Here is a 16,442-nt window from a genome sequence, read left to right as displayed (position 1 = left end):
TCCTTTAAGGAATGAATAACATGAATAGTGCCTTACAGTTTAACATTTCGCCGTACACATCTTTCATGCAAGAAACCAAGGTCAACTTAGGCAATGGTATTGAGCTACATGTAGAAGTAGGTGGAAAACCGGAACATCCAACCATTTTGCTGATTATGGGTCTTGGGGCTCAAATGCTTTTCTGGCCGGATTTCTTCTGTAAATCACTCATTGATCAAGGTTTTCGTGTTATTCGTTTTGATAACCGCGATATTGGCCTTTCTTCAAAAGTACGTCATGAAGGTAAACGGTTAAATACGGTTAAATTGATGGGTCGCTTTGCGCTCGGACTAAGTAATCAAGGTGCCCCTTATACTCTGCATGATATGGCAGATGATGTATCAATGCTTATTGACCGCTTAGGCATGACTAAAACACATGTCATTGGTGCATCAATGGGCGGTATGATTGCTCAAATTCTTGCAGCAAAATATCCTGAAAAGGTTGAAAAATTGGGGCTCATGTTTACAAGTAATAATCAGCCTTTTTTACCCCCTCCTTTTCCGAAACAGCTTTTGAGTTTAATTGGCAAACCTAAGTCACGTGACGAAGATGGTATTGTTAATCACAGTTTAAAACTATTTCAATTGATTGGTTCACCTGGTTACGTCAACCAGATTGAAGCAATGCAAACTGCACGCAAACTTTATCAACGTAGCTATTATCCTGCTGGTGTACTTCAACAGTTTTTAGCAATATTATGTACAGGCTCCTTACTTCAACTGGACCGTGAAATTAAGCAACCCGCGTTAGTCTTACATGGCTCTCGTGATCGCTTACTTCCACCTAGTCATGGTAAGGCTGTAGCAAAAGCAATTTCCGGTGCTAAGTTTGAATTAATTGATGGAATGGGGCATGATATCCCTGCACATTTTATTCCTCAGCTTAGCGGTTTATTTGCGCATCATTTTAAATCATCATACTAGGACACTATGGCTGCATTACCCTCACTAAGACAGCTATCATATTTAGTTACGTTGTCGGAAACTTTGCATTTTACTGAAGCAGCACGCCGCTCTTTTGTCACGCAATCGACGTTATCAGGCGGCATCATGGAGCTTGAACGATTATTAGGTGGCGTTCTGGTAGAGCGTGACCGTCAGAATGTGCGTTTAACACCATTGGGTGAACAAGTTGTTGCTCGTGCCCGTGTATTACTAGCAGATGCTCAAGATTTAATGCGATTGAGCCGTGAAATGAGTGAACCGTTAACAGGTGATTTGCATTTGGGAGTTATCCCAACCATTGCACCTTTTATCCTGACACGGTTACTTGATGAAGTGCATCAGCAGTTACCTAAAATTCAGTTGCATCTACATGAAGCTCAAAGTGAAAAAATTGTAGAGCGTCTAGAACACGGTAATCTAGACATGATTGTTCTTGCTCTACCGTTTGATACTAGAGGTCTAAAAGTCGCTGAAATCTCGAAAGAAAATTTGTACCTTGTATGTAGTAAGCAAGATACAAATGCTTTGCAAGCAAACTCACTAGATGATCTTGATTTATCGAGATTAATTTTGCTTGAAGAAGGCCACTGTTTACGTGACCACGTTTTAAGTGCATGCCCTATCGGTGAACGTAAAAACGACAACCGTTTAAAAGCAAGCTCTTTACCAACTTTAGTTGAAATGGTTTCTTCTGATTTAGGTTTTACCCTTTTACCAGAAATTGCAATTGATAACAGTATGATCAAGTTTAATGATCAAATTACTGCAAAACCAATTGAAGATGCCCCGAGTCGCACTTTAGCGCTAGTCACTCGTAAAAGTACACCGCTACAAAGTGAATTCGACGTGTTACTGCAAATTATGCAGAAAATCACCACGAATTTACATGAATAAAAAAAGGAGTCTTCGGACTCCTTTTTATTTTATTGAGGTGTAAGGGATGCCCACTTAAGCACCCAAGCAGATTGCATATTCAAACTATTATCAGCAATAATTTTTTCTCTAATAATCTGTGCTATAGCATAGTCGTTGGCTGGATCTATCATGACTCGTATTCCTTTAGTGGTTGAACTAGTTACGACCTTATAGCCTTTTGCCTCAAGCTGAGATTGAACCCGATTTGCTTTATTTTGATTAGCTGCTAGTGCAACCTGTACCATCCACTTTTTTTCACCATTTTCTAAAATTTCTTTAGCAATCGCAGCATCAAGTTGTTTTTTATTTTCAGAATTTTTCTTTTCTTCTACTTTTTTTGTGTGAACTTCCTCATTTTTCTTTTGCGCTAAAAACTCATCTTGTTTTTGTTTTCTTTTTTGAATAATTATTGTTTTATTCCTTACCTCACTCTTTTTAGTTTTATCATTGGAAACGGGCGCAAAATAAGGATATATCGCTTGATCATCAAACCTTTGAAATACGATGATATCCCCATAACACTTCTGATCTGCGTAGGCCGCCACTGGCATTATCCCCAAAAGTATTCTAATAAGTAAATTTCTAATAAAGCATTGCATCTTATTCATTTACCGAAGTTAAGTATATTTAATGCGGCGTATTAAAGTAGATTTCACATGATTTGTATATTTATAAAATTCAATGTTTTATGGAAAGAATCACATATTTTAAAAACATCTTGCTGTGCTTCAAATTATTATCGTTTACCCAACAACCATTTAGAAAAACTAATTAAATTATTTTGAATTTCAGTGAATTAAAAAAGCCGACATTTTGTCGGCTTTTTTAATTAAATTTAAAACTTATTATTTAATCATTTCTAATAGTGCTCTTTGAGCATTATGCAATTTTTCACCCTCTGCTGGCTCAGCACGTACCCAAGTACCATCTGACTGTAACAACCAAGCTTGCTGGTTATCTTGCAAATAGTTCACTAGGCCTTGTTGATAAATACGTTTTTTCAATGCAGGATCTTCCACAGGAAAACATGCTTCAACACGGTTAAATAAATTACGATCCATCCAGTCTGCGCTTGAGCAGTAAATACGCGCATCGCCATTATTGCTGAAGTAATAAACACGGGTATGTTCAAGGAAGCGCCCTACAATTGAACGTACACGAATATTTTCTGATAAGTTAGGCAAACCTGGACGTAAACAGCAAATAGAACGAATAATCAAATCAATCTGAACACCCGCTTGAGATGCTTCATATAATTTATTGATCAATTGAACTTCCGTTAAGGCATTCACTTTCACAATAATTTGAGCTTTACGTCCTGCCTTAGCATTGGCAATTTCTTCATCAATAAAGTTGATGAGCTGAGCATGTAAGGTAAATGGTGCATGTAATAGCTTTTTCAATTTCGCCATTTTGCCCATACCAGTCAACTCTTGGAAGATACGATGCACGTCTTCACAGAGATCTTTATCGGTCGTCATGAGACCATAATCGGTATAAATTCGAGCATTCATTGCATGGTAGTTACCAGTGCCTAAATGAACGTAACGCACAAGTTTGTTATTTTCACGGCGCACCACCATAATCATTTTGGCGTGAGTTTTATAACCTACGATACCGTAAACAACCACAGCCCCCGCTTCTTGTAAAACGTTAGCCACTTCAATATTTGATTCTTCATCAAAACGTGCACGCAATTCAATAACCGCGGTCACTTCTTTTCCATTACGCGCAGCTTCCGCCAAAATCTGTACAATTTCAGAGTCAGCACCACTACGGTAAAGTGTCTGCTTAATTGCCAATACTTGTGGATCGCGAGCAGCTTCACGAAGTAGCTGAATCACGGGTGCGAAAGATTCAAAAGGATGATGAAGCAAAATGTCTTGCTTCTGCATTGCAGAGAAAATGTTCTCGGTCTTTTTAAACACTTTAGGCACAACCGGTGTATGCGAGTCATAACGCAAATGAGGGCGTTTAAAATTTGAAACCAGACGAGCTAAGTTTACAGGTCCATCAACTTTGTATAACTGCTCATCGGTTAAATCAAATTCTTCTAATAAGTACTCATAAATATGCTGTGGACAATTATGAGTCACTTCTAAGCGAACCGCACGACCAAAACGTCGAGAACTTAATTCACCTTTTAAAGCTTTTGCTAAATCTTCAACATCTTCATTTAATGCCAAGTCAGCATTACGTGTAACACGGAATTGATAACATCCTGTTGCTGTCATGCCAGGGAACAAATCGGACACATGCTCATGGATAATTGCAGATAGCATGACGTGATGTTCTTTACCACCTGTTAACTCATCTGGCAGTCGTACAACGCGAGGTAATGAACGTGGGGCTGGAACCACGGCTAAATCAATTTGACGGCCAAAAGCATCTTTACCTTCTAAGGTAATAATAAAGTTTAAGCTCTTGTTTACGAGACGTGGGAACGGATGCGCTGGATCTAAGCTAATTGGAGTTAATACAGGAGCAACTTGTTCTTGAAAATACTTCTTAATCCAAGCTGACTGTGCTGGCGTTAGTTCACCACGACGGAGGAAGCAAATATCTTCTTCACGTAATTTAGGTAAGATTTCTTCATTTAAAATACGATATTGACGTTCAATCGCAGCGTGAGCAGTTTCAGAGATTTTTTGTAAGACTTGTCTTGGCGTCAAACCATCAGGGCTACGACTCTCATTGCCCAGAGAAAATTGCTCCATCACCCCCGCAACACGAATTTCGAAAAACTCGTCTAGATTACGAGAAAAAATGAGCAAGAAATTCATTCGCTCAAGTAATGGATGTAAAGGGTCTACCGCTTGCTCCAATACACGCAAATGGAAGTCAAGAATAGACAATTCACGATTTATATAACGGTCATTATAACTATATTCTGTTGGGGTCGTTGGTGTAATCGCTGTATTCATGTCTAACTCAATTCTCTATCCAGCCAAAATCTCTATAAAACAGTATGCTGCAAAAATATGACAATTTGGTAAAAACTAAAAAATTTACACATCTTTAAAACATCATTATTCAGGAATCTGGGTGCTATTCATATAACGTAGAATAACGCGTTTTCTATATTGTAGTTTACGATCGTTGCGGTGATCTTGATAATATTTCGGGTCAGGCAATAATGCGGCCAAAAAAGCAGCTTGTTCGCGCGTTAAGCTTCTCGCACTTTTACCATAATAATATTGCGCGGCTGCTTCTACACCATATCGATTCTTGCCAAATTCAACAGAGTTCATATATACCTCAAGAATTCGGCGTTTTGACCACATCCGCTCCATCATCCAAGTTGCGATAGTTTCTTGGCCTTTTCGAATAAACGAACGCTTATTGTATAAAAACAAGTTCTTTGCCAGTTGTTGAGACACAGTAGAACCACCCGCAACAACCTCTCCTTCTTCATTATTCCGCTCTAGAGCAAAACGAATGCCATCCCAGTCAAAACCATGGTGATGAATAAATTTTGCATCTTCCCCAGCTAAAATCGCATGCTTGAAATTGTCGCTAATATCATCATAGTCAAGCCATTCATGAATGATCGGCTCTGAGGTATCTGACCAATAATCAATTCGCATAAACATGGTAGTATCAACCTCATGTGTACGCCACCAAACCAAACTTGAGAAAATCCAAAGTTGAATAAGGAGAATTGCCCCAATAAAAATTAACAACACGCGAACAATAAAAGCTTTCATGTTCGTCCTGATCTCCTGTATTCAACTTTTTTCATGTTAAGCTGTTAAGCATGTTCATATATAACAAAAGCATAGCATGACTCAATATCAGCCTCCGCACATTAATCGTAAACTCAATGTACAAACTTGGTGGCTGACCGCCTTATTGATCTTGATTAATGTAGGTTTGTTTGTCTGGCAAATTGCAACTGGCGTCGATATTAGCGACCCAGCCATGAAAGATGCTATTCATTGGGGTGCTGATTTTACACCACTTACTTTTTCTGGGCAGCCTGAACGCTTATTTACCAGCATGTTTTTTCATTTTGGTCTTGTGCACCTCATGCTTAACATGTGGGCCCTCTATATTTTCGGTAATGTTGCAGAGTCTCTATTTGGTCGCTTCTATTTTATATGCCTGTATTTAATTGCTGGCTTATTTGGTAGCCTTCTTAGTAGCTATATGACCATTCAAAATGGGCATGAATTACTACAACATTTTGATCAGAGCTTACTTCCTCATGTCAGTGCAGGTGCTTCAGGTGCCGTGATGGGATTAGGTGCTGCGTTAACAGTACTTTCTCTATTTCCCCCGCTTCCGCATCAGGCCTACATACTCGATAAAAAAGCTTTATTAATGGTTATGGCAATCAACCTTATTTTTGGTTTTGTCGCAACGGGTATTAATAATGCCGCGCATATTGGCGGCATGATTATAGGAGCATTCCTTGCACTAATCTGGTACTTAAGCTATGTCAGCAAGTTAAAAACTATACTTAAAATTTTAGGCTTATTAGGCGCAGTAATCATTACGGGTGTTTTTTATATGTACTGTGTACAAATCAATTCACCGTTACTTCCACTCTGGCATGAAATCATCATCCAGAACCCTGACATTATTCCTTAAACTACAATTGGTTTAATTCTCTTAAACTTTGTAAAGGTGGTAAATTACAGAGATAGCCTAGTCGATAACGACCAATCAAAGCACAAACCAGCATCATGCCAAGAGGTAAAATCAGCCAGATTTCAATATGCCACTGTATTGCCATATTCATTTTATAGCTTGCGATCGCACTAATCACTTCTGCAAAACAGCAGGCAACTATGCCTGCTAACAAACCTAAAAACCCAATCTCAAAACTGAGCATTTGCTTCATTTTATTTTTAGATAAACCAAATGAGCGTAGTAAAGCAACTTCACGGCGTCGCTCATCCATTAATAAATTTAGACATGCAATTAAAACGAGTATTCCAGAAAAACCAACTAATGCCGCTAGAACAGTTACTATTTTGACCAAAACATTCATTAAGCGTTTTACTTCATCTAAAATCCGGTCAACATCAATAAATACTGTATTTGAGAACTGCTGAATAATATTGATCATTTTAGATTGATCTTGCTTAGGCACATAGAAACTACCTAAATAACTTCCAGCATTTTTGTCTAAGGTTTTAGGTGAAAAAATAAAGAAAAAGTTAGGGCTAAAGCTTTCCCACTCGACACTCCGAAAATTCACAACTTTGGCCTGTAAGTTGCCTTCGGGCAAACTAAAAGTAAGCTTATCTCCAATTTGGATTCCCAAACTTTCGGCAGTTTTACTTTCGACTGAAACTTGCCCTACGCCATTAAACTGAGCTTGACCATTTGTAATGACATTGTCATTTGGTAGTAGATTTGATTGAGTCAAATTCAGTTCACGGCGCAAAGAATTATTTTGCTTTATAGCCTCTTCTGAAAAAGGCACATCATTCTTCGCTAACAATCGGCCACGAATATTTGGATATAACGGCGTGCTTTGCCAGCCATTCTGCTTTAATTGTTGCTCAAATGCTTTTAAATCAAATGGAGGTAATCCATAAACAAATTGATTCGGTGTCCCTTCTGGAAGTTGTTGCTGCCAACGCTCTAATAAATCTGTTCTTAATACACTGAGTACCGTAATGAGGCTTAAGCCTAAAGCCAATGCGGTAATTTGTAAGGCGCTTTGTGATGGCGAACGAATATAAAAAGACAATCGATTTTTCAGCTTTTTTAAGCTACGAAGCAATAGCCAAACAACGGTGTAAAGCAAAATACAAAGAACAATAATTGCCGCCAACACCAAAATGCTGAGCATTAAGTTTTCACTCAACACCAAACTAAAAACAACTAGGCTAGTGATTCCTGCAAAAAACATGAAGAATAAAGATTTGCGAGATTTGGCTTGCTCCCGAATAACACGAATTGGAGGTGTATTTAAAAGCTCCCAAATGCTTGGCAAAATAAAACCAAGCAGCACAATCACGCTGGTAAAAATCGCAATTGGTAAAGGCCCGATTAAAAGAGGTACAACCGAAAAACTTAACTCTAATTGAGGGATCAATTGCAGCATAAGTTGCAGCAGACCAAACCCCATGATTAAACCTAATAGGCTTCCTAGCACAATTGAAATCGCACTGACAATACAAAGCAATCCAATATATGCCCACAAGATTTGGAACTTACTGGCGCCTAAGCATCTAATAAGTGCAATGTGATCTTGGTTTTGTTGAACATATCTTTGACTCGTTAAAGCGATGGCAATACCACACAATAAAATCGTTAAAATATTGGCCAATTGCAAAAAGGTATCTAAATTTTCAAGCGGACGTAATAACCTACTGTTCGATTCACTTGCATCACGTAAACGCAAGCCAGCCGCTTCATCTACATCTTTAGAAGGTTGATGCTGTTGCTTAAATTGCTTTGAAAATGACTGAACCTGTTCAGGGCTCCCTGCCATTAATAAACGATAGTCAATTCTGCTCCCTGTCTGAATCGCATGAGTCTTAGCAATATCTGCTTGATGAATAATAACGGTTGGAGAAAAGCCTGAAAAACCGAGTTCCTGATTTGAATCACGCACAATCACGCCACTAAAACGGAAGGTACCATCAGCAATAGAAACAGTATCTCCTCGCTTTACTTTAAGTAAATCGGCTGCTCTTTGACTTAGCCAAACCTCACCAGATTGAATTGCTTTAGCGCTTGGTTCAATTTCCAACTGTCCTCTGAGTGGAAATAAAGGCTCAATTGCCTTTACATTCACCATGACAAACTGATCTTGGGTATGTGCCATAGAGCTAAATATAGTGACATTGGTTTGTTTTAAACCCAGCTGTTCTGCCCTTTTTTTCCACGACTGTTCGATAGGCTCGTTATTCGACAGAACTAAATCTGCACCCAGCATTTGTGAAGCTTGCAGACTGACTGCATTTTTAACTTGATCGTTACTAAATTTCAGGGCTGTCGTTGCGCTAATCGCAAGCGATAAAGCAATAATGAGTAGATATAATCCACCTGTACGAAAACTTTGTAGCAGAAGTGGTTTTAAAAGATTACGCATAATTTAACCACCCTGTACTGTCTTTAGTCTGCCGTCATCTAACTCAACATGACGCTGACAAAGGGTTGCTAAATTACGATCATGCGTCACCAAAATCAGTGTTGTACCTAACTCTCTGTTTAAATCAAAGAGTAAGTTTTCAATTTCTTGTGCTGTCTGACCATCTAGATTTCCAGTCGGTTCATCTGCAAAAATAATTTGTGGTTCTGCAATAAGAGCGCGTGCAATCGCCACACGCTGTTGCTCGCCACCAGATAAAACTTTAGGTGTTTGTTCAACTTGACGACTCAGCCCAACTCGATGCAACCAATCTAAAGCTTTTTTCTCTGCAGTTTTATAATCAAAATCTTTACGTAGTCGCAAAGGTAACATCACATTTTCAAGCGCACTCAACTGAGGCAGAAGTTGAAAAGACTGAAATACAAAACCAATATGTAGCATTCTGATTTGGGCACGTTGTTCCTCTGTTAACTGATGTACAGCTTGTCCACACAACCAGACTTCTCCTTCAGACGGTTGATCTAAAGTCGCCAAAATTCCTAGTAAGGTTGATTTACCTGAGCCGGAACGTCCCGTAATTGCTACCTGTTCCCCTTCAAAAATCTCTAAATCAATATCTTTTAAAATCGTAAACTGATTTTGGTTAATCTGAATAGTTTGTGTAACTTGATGGGCAGCAATGATGGGTTGTGGCATGATGTGAAAAGTCCTATGTATTCAGAATCAGGGTCGAAGTACAAATGTCTAAATCTTTTTTGATTGGTTCTAAAAGCATCATGCTCATCTCATTAAGTATGTTGCCTATGCTTGTATCGGCGAAAACTATTTTAATTTTAGGAGATAGTATTAGTGCCGGTTACGGAATTGATCCCAAACAAGGTTGGGTGCAATTACTGCAAAAACGTTTAGACCAACAGTATCCCAAACAACACAAAGTGGTCAATGCAAGTGTTAGTGGAGAAACAACAAGCGGCGCTTTAGCCCGATTACCTAAATTATTGCAGACCTATAAGCCGAATGTGGTCGTGATTGAATTAGGTGGAAATGACGGCTTGCGTGGGCAACCGCCTCAAATGATTCAAAAAAATCTGGATCAGCTCATTCAATTAAGCCAAAAACAAAAAGCCAAAGTTATTCTTTTTGGCATGAAGATTCCGCCAAATTATGGTGCTGCGTATAGCAAAGCTTTTGAAAATAATTATAAAGTCGTAAGCCAAAAACATCAGGTGAAACTACTACCGTTTTTTCTAGATGGTGTTGCTGGTCAAAAACAGCTTATGCAAAATGATTTGATTCATCCCAATGCTCAAGCGCAGTCAAAACTACTTAATTTAGCTTACCCATATATAAAAGGTGCCCTATAGGCACCTTTTATCTTTAAATATTCTTTTTAATATGATCAGAAATCAAAAAAAGTAACTTCACCAGTTTCGAGTGAATATTCTGCACCGACAACAATCAACTCACCTTTTGCAATCAGGCTCTCTAACACCGCTGAACCATGGCGTAATTGATTTACTGAAGCAAAAACGTTTGAACGCACTGCATGACATGATAATTTTTTCAAATCATTTTTTAAATCAGTCTGCATTAAAATTTCAACTGATGGACGAACGCGGTTCACAATCGACATTAGGTTAGATGATGGCGGGTGATCAGGATTCATTAACGTATCAATTGTTGCTTGAATCGCGCCACAATGACTGTGTCCTAATACAACTACAACCGGGCAGTCATAACGCTCTGCTGCGAACTCGACACTACCGACTTGTGAAGGTGCAACCACATTACCAGCAACACGGATTACAAATAAATCACCAAGACCTTGGTCAAATACCATCTCTGCTGGAACACGAGAATCTGAGCAGCCAAGTACAATTGCAAATGGATTTTGATCCTTTGCCATTTCAGCGCGTTCTTGATGAGATAAGGTTTTTGCAAGGGAAGTATTTCCATTTACAAATCGTTGATTACCGGCTTTCAGACGATCTAAAACTTCTTGCGCAGTAGGCATTTTATATTTCCATTGTTTTTTCAAGGTTGGAAATCATTTTAATGTGTCAAAATTTGAATGTCACTGACAAAAAATAAATCCTTTTCTATGAAAAAATTTAAAAATACTTAACTTGTTTTAATGAAGAGCTCACTGCACATTCGCTACTGTTTAGTGAAAAAATAGACATACTTTGGTTCTCGGATTGACTATAATTTTCCTCATTCTAAACATTTGGCAAATGACTCATTGGCAAAGTTTTTCAATAATTTTTCAAACTCGCTTAAGCTTCAAGGATGAAATCTATGACAAGGGTGTCCACATCAATTAAGGCCTCTATGAAAAAAACTGCTACCGCCCTGACATTGGCTTGTAGCTTATTGTCATTGATGAGTATTTCTCAAATACAGGCAGCCGATAATATTGATGTGACGTTCCAGAATGTTTTACAGCAAGAACGTAGCTGGGCAGGTTTACAAAGTAAAAGCTTAAAAGTCGGTGATGTGACTTGGTCATATAGCGAAGGCGGCTCCACAACAAAACCGACTTTACTGCTTATTCATGGCCTAGCAGGCAGCCGTGATAACTGGAACCGAGTGACTCGTTATCTCACCACAAATTATCATGTCATTATTCCCGATTTGCCGGGTAGTGGCGAAACTATCGTTCCACAAGATTTCGATTATTCAGTACCAAATCTTGCTGAAAAGTTACGTCGCTTTGTTGAGGCTGCAAATTTAAAAGGTCCAATTCATATTGCTGGGCATTCACTCGGCGGATCTATTGCCCTGCTCTATGCTGGACAATATCCATTTGAAACGAAAAGTCTATTCTTGGTGGATAGCGGCGGTATTTTTCGCTCAGCCAATACAATTTATTTAAAAGATCCTGCTTACCTCAAACAACTTTTAGTGTCTAAAAAAGGTGACTTTAATTATTTATTAAAACAAACCATGTTTAATCCTCCGTTTATTCCTAAAGAATTTCTTCAAGCTCAAGAAAAGTTGATGATTGATCAGGCGCCTCAAACACAAAAACTGGTTGATCAATTGATTGCACTTAATAAAGTCTATACACCAGATTCATTTACGGTACTTACCAAAACGATCGATGCACCGACGCTCATTCTATGGGGCAAACAAGATAAGATTATTAATGTCGAAGTAGCAAGTGAACTAAAACGACTTTTAAAGAATGCTCAGCCTCCAGTTATTTTAGAAAATGTAGGTCATATGCCAATATTGGAAGCTGAACAGTTGGTTATGCAACAATATCTACCGTTTTTACTTAAAGTAGAAACAAATCAGTCGTCAAAAACGACCACACCTTAATAAAACTTCGGACTTGTGAGACCTTATGTCTACCCAACCACTTATTGAAAAACTTATTGAAGCTCATCTAGATTTTTTAGATGAGCAATTTGCTCAGACTCAGGTGATCCAGCAAGAGTTTGAGCAATTTTATCATTGGTTGGGGAGTCGGCAATTACAACATCTGTGGACTTTTGAACAAATTCAACAGCTCATTCAAAAGCAGATTTTAGATACGCCTGCTTCTGATTTCCTGATTGAACAAATTGCTGAGCATATTCGCTTTGCATTGATTCATCCTGCAAATGAAACCGCAACTGTTGAAGAGGTTATTCCTGTTTTAACGATTGACCGAATTGCACAATACGTTGCAAGTAAAGAAGAGCACCGTAAAAAACTGATTAAAACGATTGTGAATAATCCTGCTTTTTCGGCCCTGCTCACGCAACTGATTCAGCAAACAATGCATGATTATTTAGATGAATCTATGTCAAAACGCGTGCCCGGTGTAGGGCGTTTTATGAAAATGGGGAAATCTGTTTTAGAAACAGTAACTGATTCCAATCTGGACGATACGATTAATCATTATTTGCAAAAGAATATTTTAAAACTCAGCCAAATGAGTGAGCGTGTTTTAAACCAACATTTTGACAATGATAAGCTCTACCATTTTCAGGCAAATGTTTGGCATAAAGTTAAAACTATGCCACTTTCTGTTTTAAAAAATTATGTAGAAACTCAAGACTTATCAAAAACGGTTGGTTTAGGGCATGAAATATGGGACCACATTCGCCAATCTGATTATTTAAAACAACAAGTACATGATGGTATCTATACTTGGTATGTACGTAATCAAGAGCGTAGTTTTGATTTATTGCTCCGTGACCTCAATATTGATGAAAGCTTAGTGCAACATGAGCTGACCACGTTACTTGTGCCTGTATTACAGCAGTTAATTACAACAGGACATTTAAGACGCCGTGCCCGTGTTTACTTAGAAAAGTTTTATTATTCTGAAAAAACATTAGATATTTTAAAAAACAAAGGCGCTTAAAGCGCCTTTGTTTTTTGTATTGATTAGAAAGAATATTTTAAAGAAGCGTAATAAGCTCGACCTGGTTCATTATAAGTTTGGCTGATTGAATTACTGTCTCGTAAAATTTGTTTATCAAACAAGTTGCTCACACCAACACGCGTACTTATATTGTCTGAAAATTTATAACCGACATTGATTCCAGCGGTACTATAGCTTTTTACAGTACTTGGTTTAAGCGCAGAATTTACTCCACCTGAACCAATCCCTGATTCGATTCTACTTTCTGCAAACTGACGTGATTTTTGACGACCATATTGAGTAAATACAAAATTTACATCTAACTGATCTGTGATGTCATAATCAAAAATTGAGTTAATTGTATAGATTGGAACTAAAGATAATGGATTACCTGTTTGTTTATCTTTTGAATCCATCATATACGTAAAGTTATTAGTCCAGCGGATATCACCGAAGTCTAATCCTAAGCTTCCTTCAAAACCTTGAATTAATGCTTTAGGCGTATTTTCCCAACGTAAGATATTCCACTTGGTATTGGTCACAGCTCCTGTATTTGCATTGGTACTTGAACCATCAACTGTTCCAACCACATTTGTACCAGCCACAATTTTATCTTTATAGTCATTGCGGAACCAAGTTAAGCTCGCATTCACGATGTCTTTTTGGAACTGGATACCAAGCTCTTTGTTTACCGAAGTTTCTGGTTTTAAATCACCATTACCTTGTAATAAGCAACGTGACTCAATATTGGCCGGACAACCATTGCCATTTGTACTTAATAAATACCCTTCAGCATTTTGATACATATTCGGTGCTTTATAAGCTTTTGCTACCCCACCTTTTAAAGTGAAATAATCGTTAAGTCTTTGGGTAATATTTAAGCTTGGGCTCCAGTTAGAACCAGATTTACTATGGTCATCAAAACGCAGGCCTAATACGACATCTGTACTGTCTGTGAGTTTCAAGTTATCTTCGATATATGCAGAAGCAATACGTGATTCCATTTTACTACGATCGCCTTTAGCCAATTGATCACCATAACCTGAACCACTACTGTCTTTCCCTTGATTTGTCGACACATTATCTTTAAATCTGTCTTCAACCCATTCAGTACCAAGTGTTAATACATGCGGTACATAATATTCAAAAGGAATATTGGCTTCACCATTAAATCGAAGAGTTTCTAAACGTGAAGTGGCTTTATCATCAAGATTATTAATTTTTCCTTCTGTGCTGCCACCAAGGCCTTCTGGAAGGCGTTTATTATGCGTTTTATCATATTGAGCAACGAGCTTACTCTTACCCCAAGACCAATCACCCTCATGGGTTAATGCGTAGCTATCACGGTACATAGTATTGGTTTCTTTACCAATAAGTTCCGAAAGAATCGCATCAGCTTCCGCATTTGCATTTAACTGAGAGTCACCAGAATAAATATTACCTTGTTTGCTAGAAGAGACATCAAGCAAAACAGTTTGCTGATCTGTTGCCTGCCAAGCTAAACGGCCTGAAATATCTTTATTTTTAACGCCTTCACGCCCAGCTGCGGTACTGCCTATTGATTTATTAATATCGACATCGTCAGCTTCTGTTTTATTGTAATTACCATATAAACGATAAGATAAAACGTCTTTAATCAATGGCCCACTTACGTTAAAGCCAACACGATTTGATGCACCTTCTTTAGAATCTTCAGGTTGTGAAGTATAAAACTCTACTGAGCCATGGGTTTCATTAGTCACTTTTTTAGTAATGATGTTAACCACACCCCCTGCCGCACCGGAGCCATAACGAGCTGCTGCTGGACCACGTAAAACCTCAATCGATTCGATTGCTTCTGCTGGCACCCAGTTTGAGTCCCCTCGTGTATCACGCTCTCCTTTCCAGCCATAACGGACTGAATTACGAGAATTAATTGGTTTTCCATCCACTAAAATAAGCGTGTTTTCGGGCCCCATTCCACGGATATCAATTTGTCTATTATTGCCACGCTGACCTGTTGCGCTGTTACCTGTTAAATTGACACCAGGCATACGGCGCACATAATCAGAAATATCATTACGAACTGGTAGTTTTTCTAAATCTTCTTGGGTGATTACTGATACGCCGAGCGACTGCTTCACCTGCTCTTCAGCTGTTACAAAAATTGTTTCCAATTTCACAGGTTCAGCAGGCTTTTCTAATGCTTTTTCAGCTTGTTCTTGCTCATTTTGTGCAGCATAAGCCATAGACATCATACTTGCCAGTACTGAAACAGAAAGCACTGACTGGATAATACGCTTCGACATAAGTATTCCCAATATATTGATTTATTAAACATCTCTCATTTTCAGTTCCGCATTGTAACAAAGATAAATAAAATTACAAATGATATTGATAATAATTATCATTATTTATATTGAATAATAAAAAAACCTCATTGCGAGGCTTTTTTATTTTACTTTTCAAATAATTTGATTATTTGAAATAAGCACCTTCAGCTTGTGTATGGTCTGTTTGGTCAACCACACGTTGAAGCTCAGGGATGTTCTCTCTTAAAGTAGTTTCTACACCTTGTTTCAAGGTAACATCAATTGCAGAACAACCTTGGCAACCACCACCAAATTTCAATACAGCAGTTAAACCGTGTTCTGGATCATCTTGTACTTCTACCAAGCTACAATTTCCGCCATGCCCTGCAAGACCTGGGTTAATTTCTGCTTGAAGAATGTAAGTAATACGTTCTTCAATCGAAGCATCTGGACCAACGCGTGGAACTTTAGAATTTGGAGCACGGAAAGTGAGCTGACCACCAAAACGGTCCTTGTTGTAATCAATTACGGCATCTAAAAGATAAGGAATAGATGGCGCATCAATATACGCAGGAAAATCAGGATAGTCCTGTTTATAATCCGTTGGGATCACTTCTTCTGGCGCACTATATGCCATACAGCATTCTGCACGTGGCGTACCCGGATGCTCAACAAAAATTCGAACGCCAATTCCCGGAGTATTTTGCTTCGTTAGTAAATCGTGCAAATACTCTTGTGCAGATGGTGTAATCAAAAGGTTTGGAATTTCTTCTGCAACAGCAGTGTTGGTGTTCTCAGTCGACATAACAATATTCCTCAAGCTGATGCCTTTATATTAA

At 38.4% G+C, this 16,442-nt stretch carries 15 protein-coding genes; 7 read left to right on the top strand and 8 right to left on the bottom strand.

Annotated features, from left to right (window positions below):
- Positions 1-20 precede the first annotated feature (20 nt).
- The gene (estB, locus tag J663_RS06430; protein ID WP_033848622.1) at positions 21-965 is read left to right on the top strand and encodes an esterase EstB; all 945 of its coding nucleotides are present in this window, start codon (positions 21-23) and stop codon (positions 963-965) included.
- A gap of 6 nt (positions 966-971) precedes the next feature.
- Complete coding sequence (gene oxyR, locus J663_RS06425) at positions 972-1,880, top strand: LysR family transcriptional regulator OxyR (protein WP_005070616.1); 909 nt, start codon at positions 972-974, stop codon at positions 1,878-1,880.
- A 29-nt stretch (positions 1,881-1,909) separates the two neighbouring features.
- Here oxyR and J663_RS06420 read toward each other — a convergent pair whose 3' ends face one another.
- Positions 1,910-2,500: an SPOR domain-containing protein gene (locus J663_RS06420; protein ID WP_033848620.1), complete on the bottom strand. Its 591-nt coding sequence runs from the start codon at positions 2,498-2,500 to the stop codon at positions 1,910-1,912.
- Between the two features lie 57 nt (positions 2,501-2,557).
- On the opposite strand from J663_RS06420, the gene J663_RS18835 reads away from it, so the two are divergent.
- Complete coding sequence (locus J663_RS18835; RefSeq protein ID WP_080591609.1) at positions 2,558-2,686, top strand: hypothetical protein; 129 nt, start codon at positions 2,558-2,560, stop codon at positions 2,684-2,686.
- A 60-nt stretch (positions 2,687-2,746) separates the two neighbouring features.
- Here the strand turns inward: J663_RS18835 and ppk1 are convergent, their stop codons facing one another.
- The gene (ppk1, locus tag J663_RS06415) at positions 2,747-4,825 is read right to left on the bottom strand and encodes a polyphosphate kinase 1 (protein ID WP_033848618.1); all 2,079 of its coding nucleotides are present in this window, start codon (positions 4,823-4,825) and stop codon (positions 2,747-2,749) included.
- 105 nt (positions 4,826-4,930) lie between these two features.
- Entirely contained in the window at positions 4,931-5,608 is a 678-nt protein-coding gene (gene mtgA, locus J663_RS06410) for a monofunctional biosynthetic peptidoglycan transglycosylase (protein WP_002117784.1), read from the bottom strand.
- A gap of 76 nt (positions 5,609-5,684) precedes the next feature.
- Here mtgA and J663_RS06405 point away from each other — a divergent pair, with 76 nt between their 5' ends.
- On the top strand, positions 5,685-6,494 hold the full coding sequence (locus J663_RS06405; RefSeq protein ID WP_033848616.1) for a rhomboid family intramembrane serine protease: 810 nt from the start codon (positions 5,685-5,687) through the stop codon (positions 6,492-6,494).
- 1 nt (position 6,495) lies between these two features.
- Here the strand turns inward: J663_RS06405 and J663_RS06400 are convergent, their stop codons facing one another.
- Complete coding sequence (locus J663_RS06400; RefSeq protein WP_033848614.1) at positions 6,496-8,955, bottom strand: ABC transporter permease; 2,460 nt, start codon at positions 8,953-8,955, stop codon at positions 6,496-6,498.
- A gap of 3 nt (positions 8,956-8,958) precedes the next feature.
- The gene (locus J663_RS06395; RefSeq protein WP_033848611.1) at positions 8,959-9,651 is read right to left on the bottom strand and encodes an ABC transporter ATP-binding protein; all 693 of its coding nucleotides are present in this window, start codon (positions 9,649-9,651) and stop codon (positions 8,959-8,961) included.
- 44 nt (positions 9,652-9,695) lie between these two features.
- On the opposite strand from J663_RS06395, the gene J663_RS06390 reads away from it, so the two are divergent.
- On the top strand, positions 9,696-10,319 hold the full coding sequence (locus J663_RS06390) for an arylesterase (RefSeq protein ID WP_033848609.1): 624 nt from the start codon (positions 9,696-9,698) through the stop codon (positions 10,317-10,319).
- Positions 10,320-10,354: 35 nt separating this feature from the next.
- On the opposite strand, the gene J663_RS06385 is transcribed toward J663_RS06390, so the two are convergent.
- Positions 10,355-10,969, bottom strand: coding sequence for a carbonic anhydrase (locus tag J663_RS06385; protein WP_002117769.1), 615 nt, complete (start codon positions 10,967-10,969; stop codon positions 10,355-10,357).
- Positions 10,970-11,253: 284 nt separating this feature from the next.
- Here J663_RS06385 and J663_RS06380 point away from each other — a divergent pair, with 284 nt between their 5' ends.
- Positions 11,254-12,279 (top strand): alpha/beta fold hydrolase, encoded by a 1,026-nt coding sequence (locus J663_RS06380; protein WP_033848606.1) that lies wholly within the window; start codon positions 11,254-11,256, stop codon positions 12,277-12,279.
- Positions 12,280-12,304: 25 nt separating this feature from the next.
- Positions 12,305-13,312 carry a hypothetical protein gene (locus J663_RS06375; protein ID WP_033848604.1) on the top strand — a complete coding sequence of 336 codons (1,008 nt, stop codon included), beginning with the start codon at positions 12,305-12,307 and terminating at the stop codon, positions 13,310-13,312.
- 23 nt (positions 13,313-13,335) lie between these two features.
- Here J663_RS06375 and J663_RS06370 read toward each other — a convergent pair whose 3' ends face one another.
- Together J663_RS06370 and nfuA are read right to left on the bottom strand one after the other, a co-directional pair.
- Complete coding sequence (locus tag J663_RS06370; protein WP_033848602.1) at positions 13,336-15,600, bottom strand: TonB-dependent siderophore receptor; 2,265 nt, start codon at positions 15,598-15,600, stop codon at positions 13,336-13,338.
- A 169-nt stretch (positions 15,601-15,769) separates the two neighbouring features.
- The gene (nfuA, locus tag J663_RS06365; RefSeq protein ID WP_002117617.1) at positions 15,770-16,408 is read right to left on the bottom strand and encodes a Fe-S biogenesis protein NfuA; all 639 of its coding nucleotides are present in this window, start codon (positions 16,406-16,408) and stop codon (positions 15,770-15,772) included.
- Positions 16,409-16,442: the final 34 nt, after the last annotated feature.

The sequence above is a fragment of the Acinetobacter sp. 826659 genome (assembly GCF_000588515.1).
GTDB classification, from domain to species: Bacteria; Pseudomonadota; Gammaproteobacteria; order Pseudomonadales; family Moraxellaceae; genus Acinetobacter; species Acinetobacter pittii.
Note: the sequence above shows the minus strand (reverse complement) of the source record. Positions and strands in the feature narration are given on the sequence as shown.

Excerpts from the sequence above, each read along its gene's own strand:
- estB (WP_033848622.1), top strand. The coding sequence starts at position 21 with ATGAATAGTGCCTTACAGTTTAACATTTCGCCGTACACATCTTTCATG.
- oxyR (WP_005070616.1), top strand. The coding sequence starts at position 972 with ATGGCTGCATTACCCTCACTAAGACAGCTATCATATTTAGTTACGTTG.
- J663_RS06420 (WP_033848620.1), bottom strand. The coding sequence starts at position 2,500 with ATGCAATGCTTTATTAGAAATTTACTTATTAGAATACTTTTGGGGATA.
- J663_RS18835 (WP_080591609.1), top strand. The coding sequence starts at position 2,558 with ATGATTTGTATATTTATAAAATTCAATGTTTTATGGAAAGAATCACAT.
- ppk1 (WP_033848618.1), bottom strand. The coding sequence starts at position 4,825 with ATGAATACAGCGATTACACCAACGACCCCAACAGAATATAGTTATAAT.
- mtgA (WP_002117784.1), bottom strand. The coding sequence starts at position 5,608 with ATGAAAGCTTTTATTGTTCGCGTGTTGTTAATTTTTATTGGGGCAATT.
- J663_RS06405 (WP_033848616.1), top strand. The coding sequence starts at position 5,685 with ATGACTCAATATCAGCCTCCGCACATTAATCGTAAACTCAATGTACAA.
- J663_RS06400 (WP_033848614.1), bottom strand. The coding sequence starts at position 8,955 with ATGCGTAATCTTTTAAAACCACTTCTGCTACAAAGTTTTCGTACAGGT.
- J663_RS06395 (WP_033848611.1), bottom strand. The coding sequence starts at position 9,651 with ATGCCACAACCCATCATTGCTGCCCATCAAGTTACACAAACTATTCAG.
- J663_RS06390 (WP_033848609.1), top strand. The coding sequence starts at position 9,696 with ATGTCTAAATCTTTTTTGATTGGTTCTAAAAGCATCATGCTCATCTCA.
- J663_RS06385 (WP_002117769.1), bottom strand. The coding sequence starts at position 10,969 with ATGCCTACTGCGCAAGAAGTTTTAGATCGTCTGAAAGCCGGTAATCAA.
- J663_RS06380 (WP_033848606.1), top strand. The coding sequence starts at position 11,254 with ATGACAAGGGTGTCCACATCAATTAAGGCCTCTATGAAAAAAACTGCT.
- J663_RS06375 (WP_033848604.1), top strand. The coding sequence starts at position 12,305 with ATGTCTACCCAACCACTTATTGAAAAACTTATTGAAGCTCATCTAGAT.
- J663_RS06370 (WP_033848602.1), bottom strand. The coding sequence starts at position 15,600 with ATGTCGAAGCGTATTATCCAGTCAGTGCTTTCTGTTTCAGTACTGGCA.
- nfuA (WP_002117617.1), bottom strand. The coding sequence starts at position 16,408 with ATGTCGACTGAGAACACCAACACTGCTGTTGCAGAAGAAATTCCAAAC.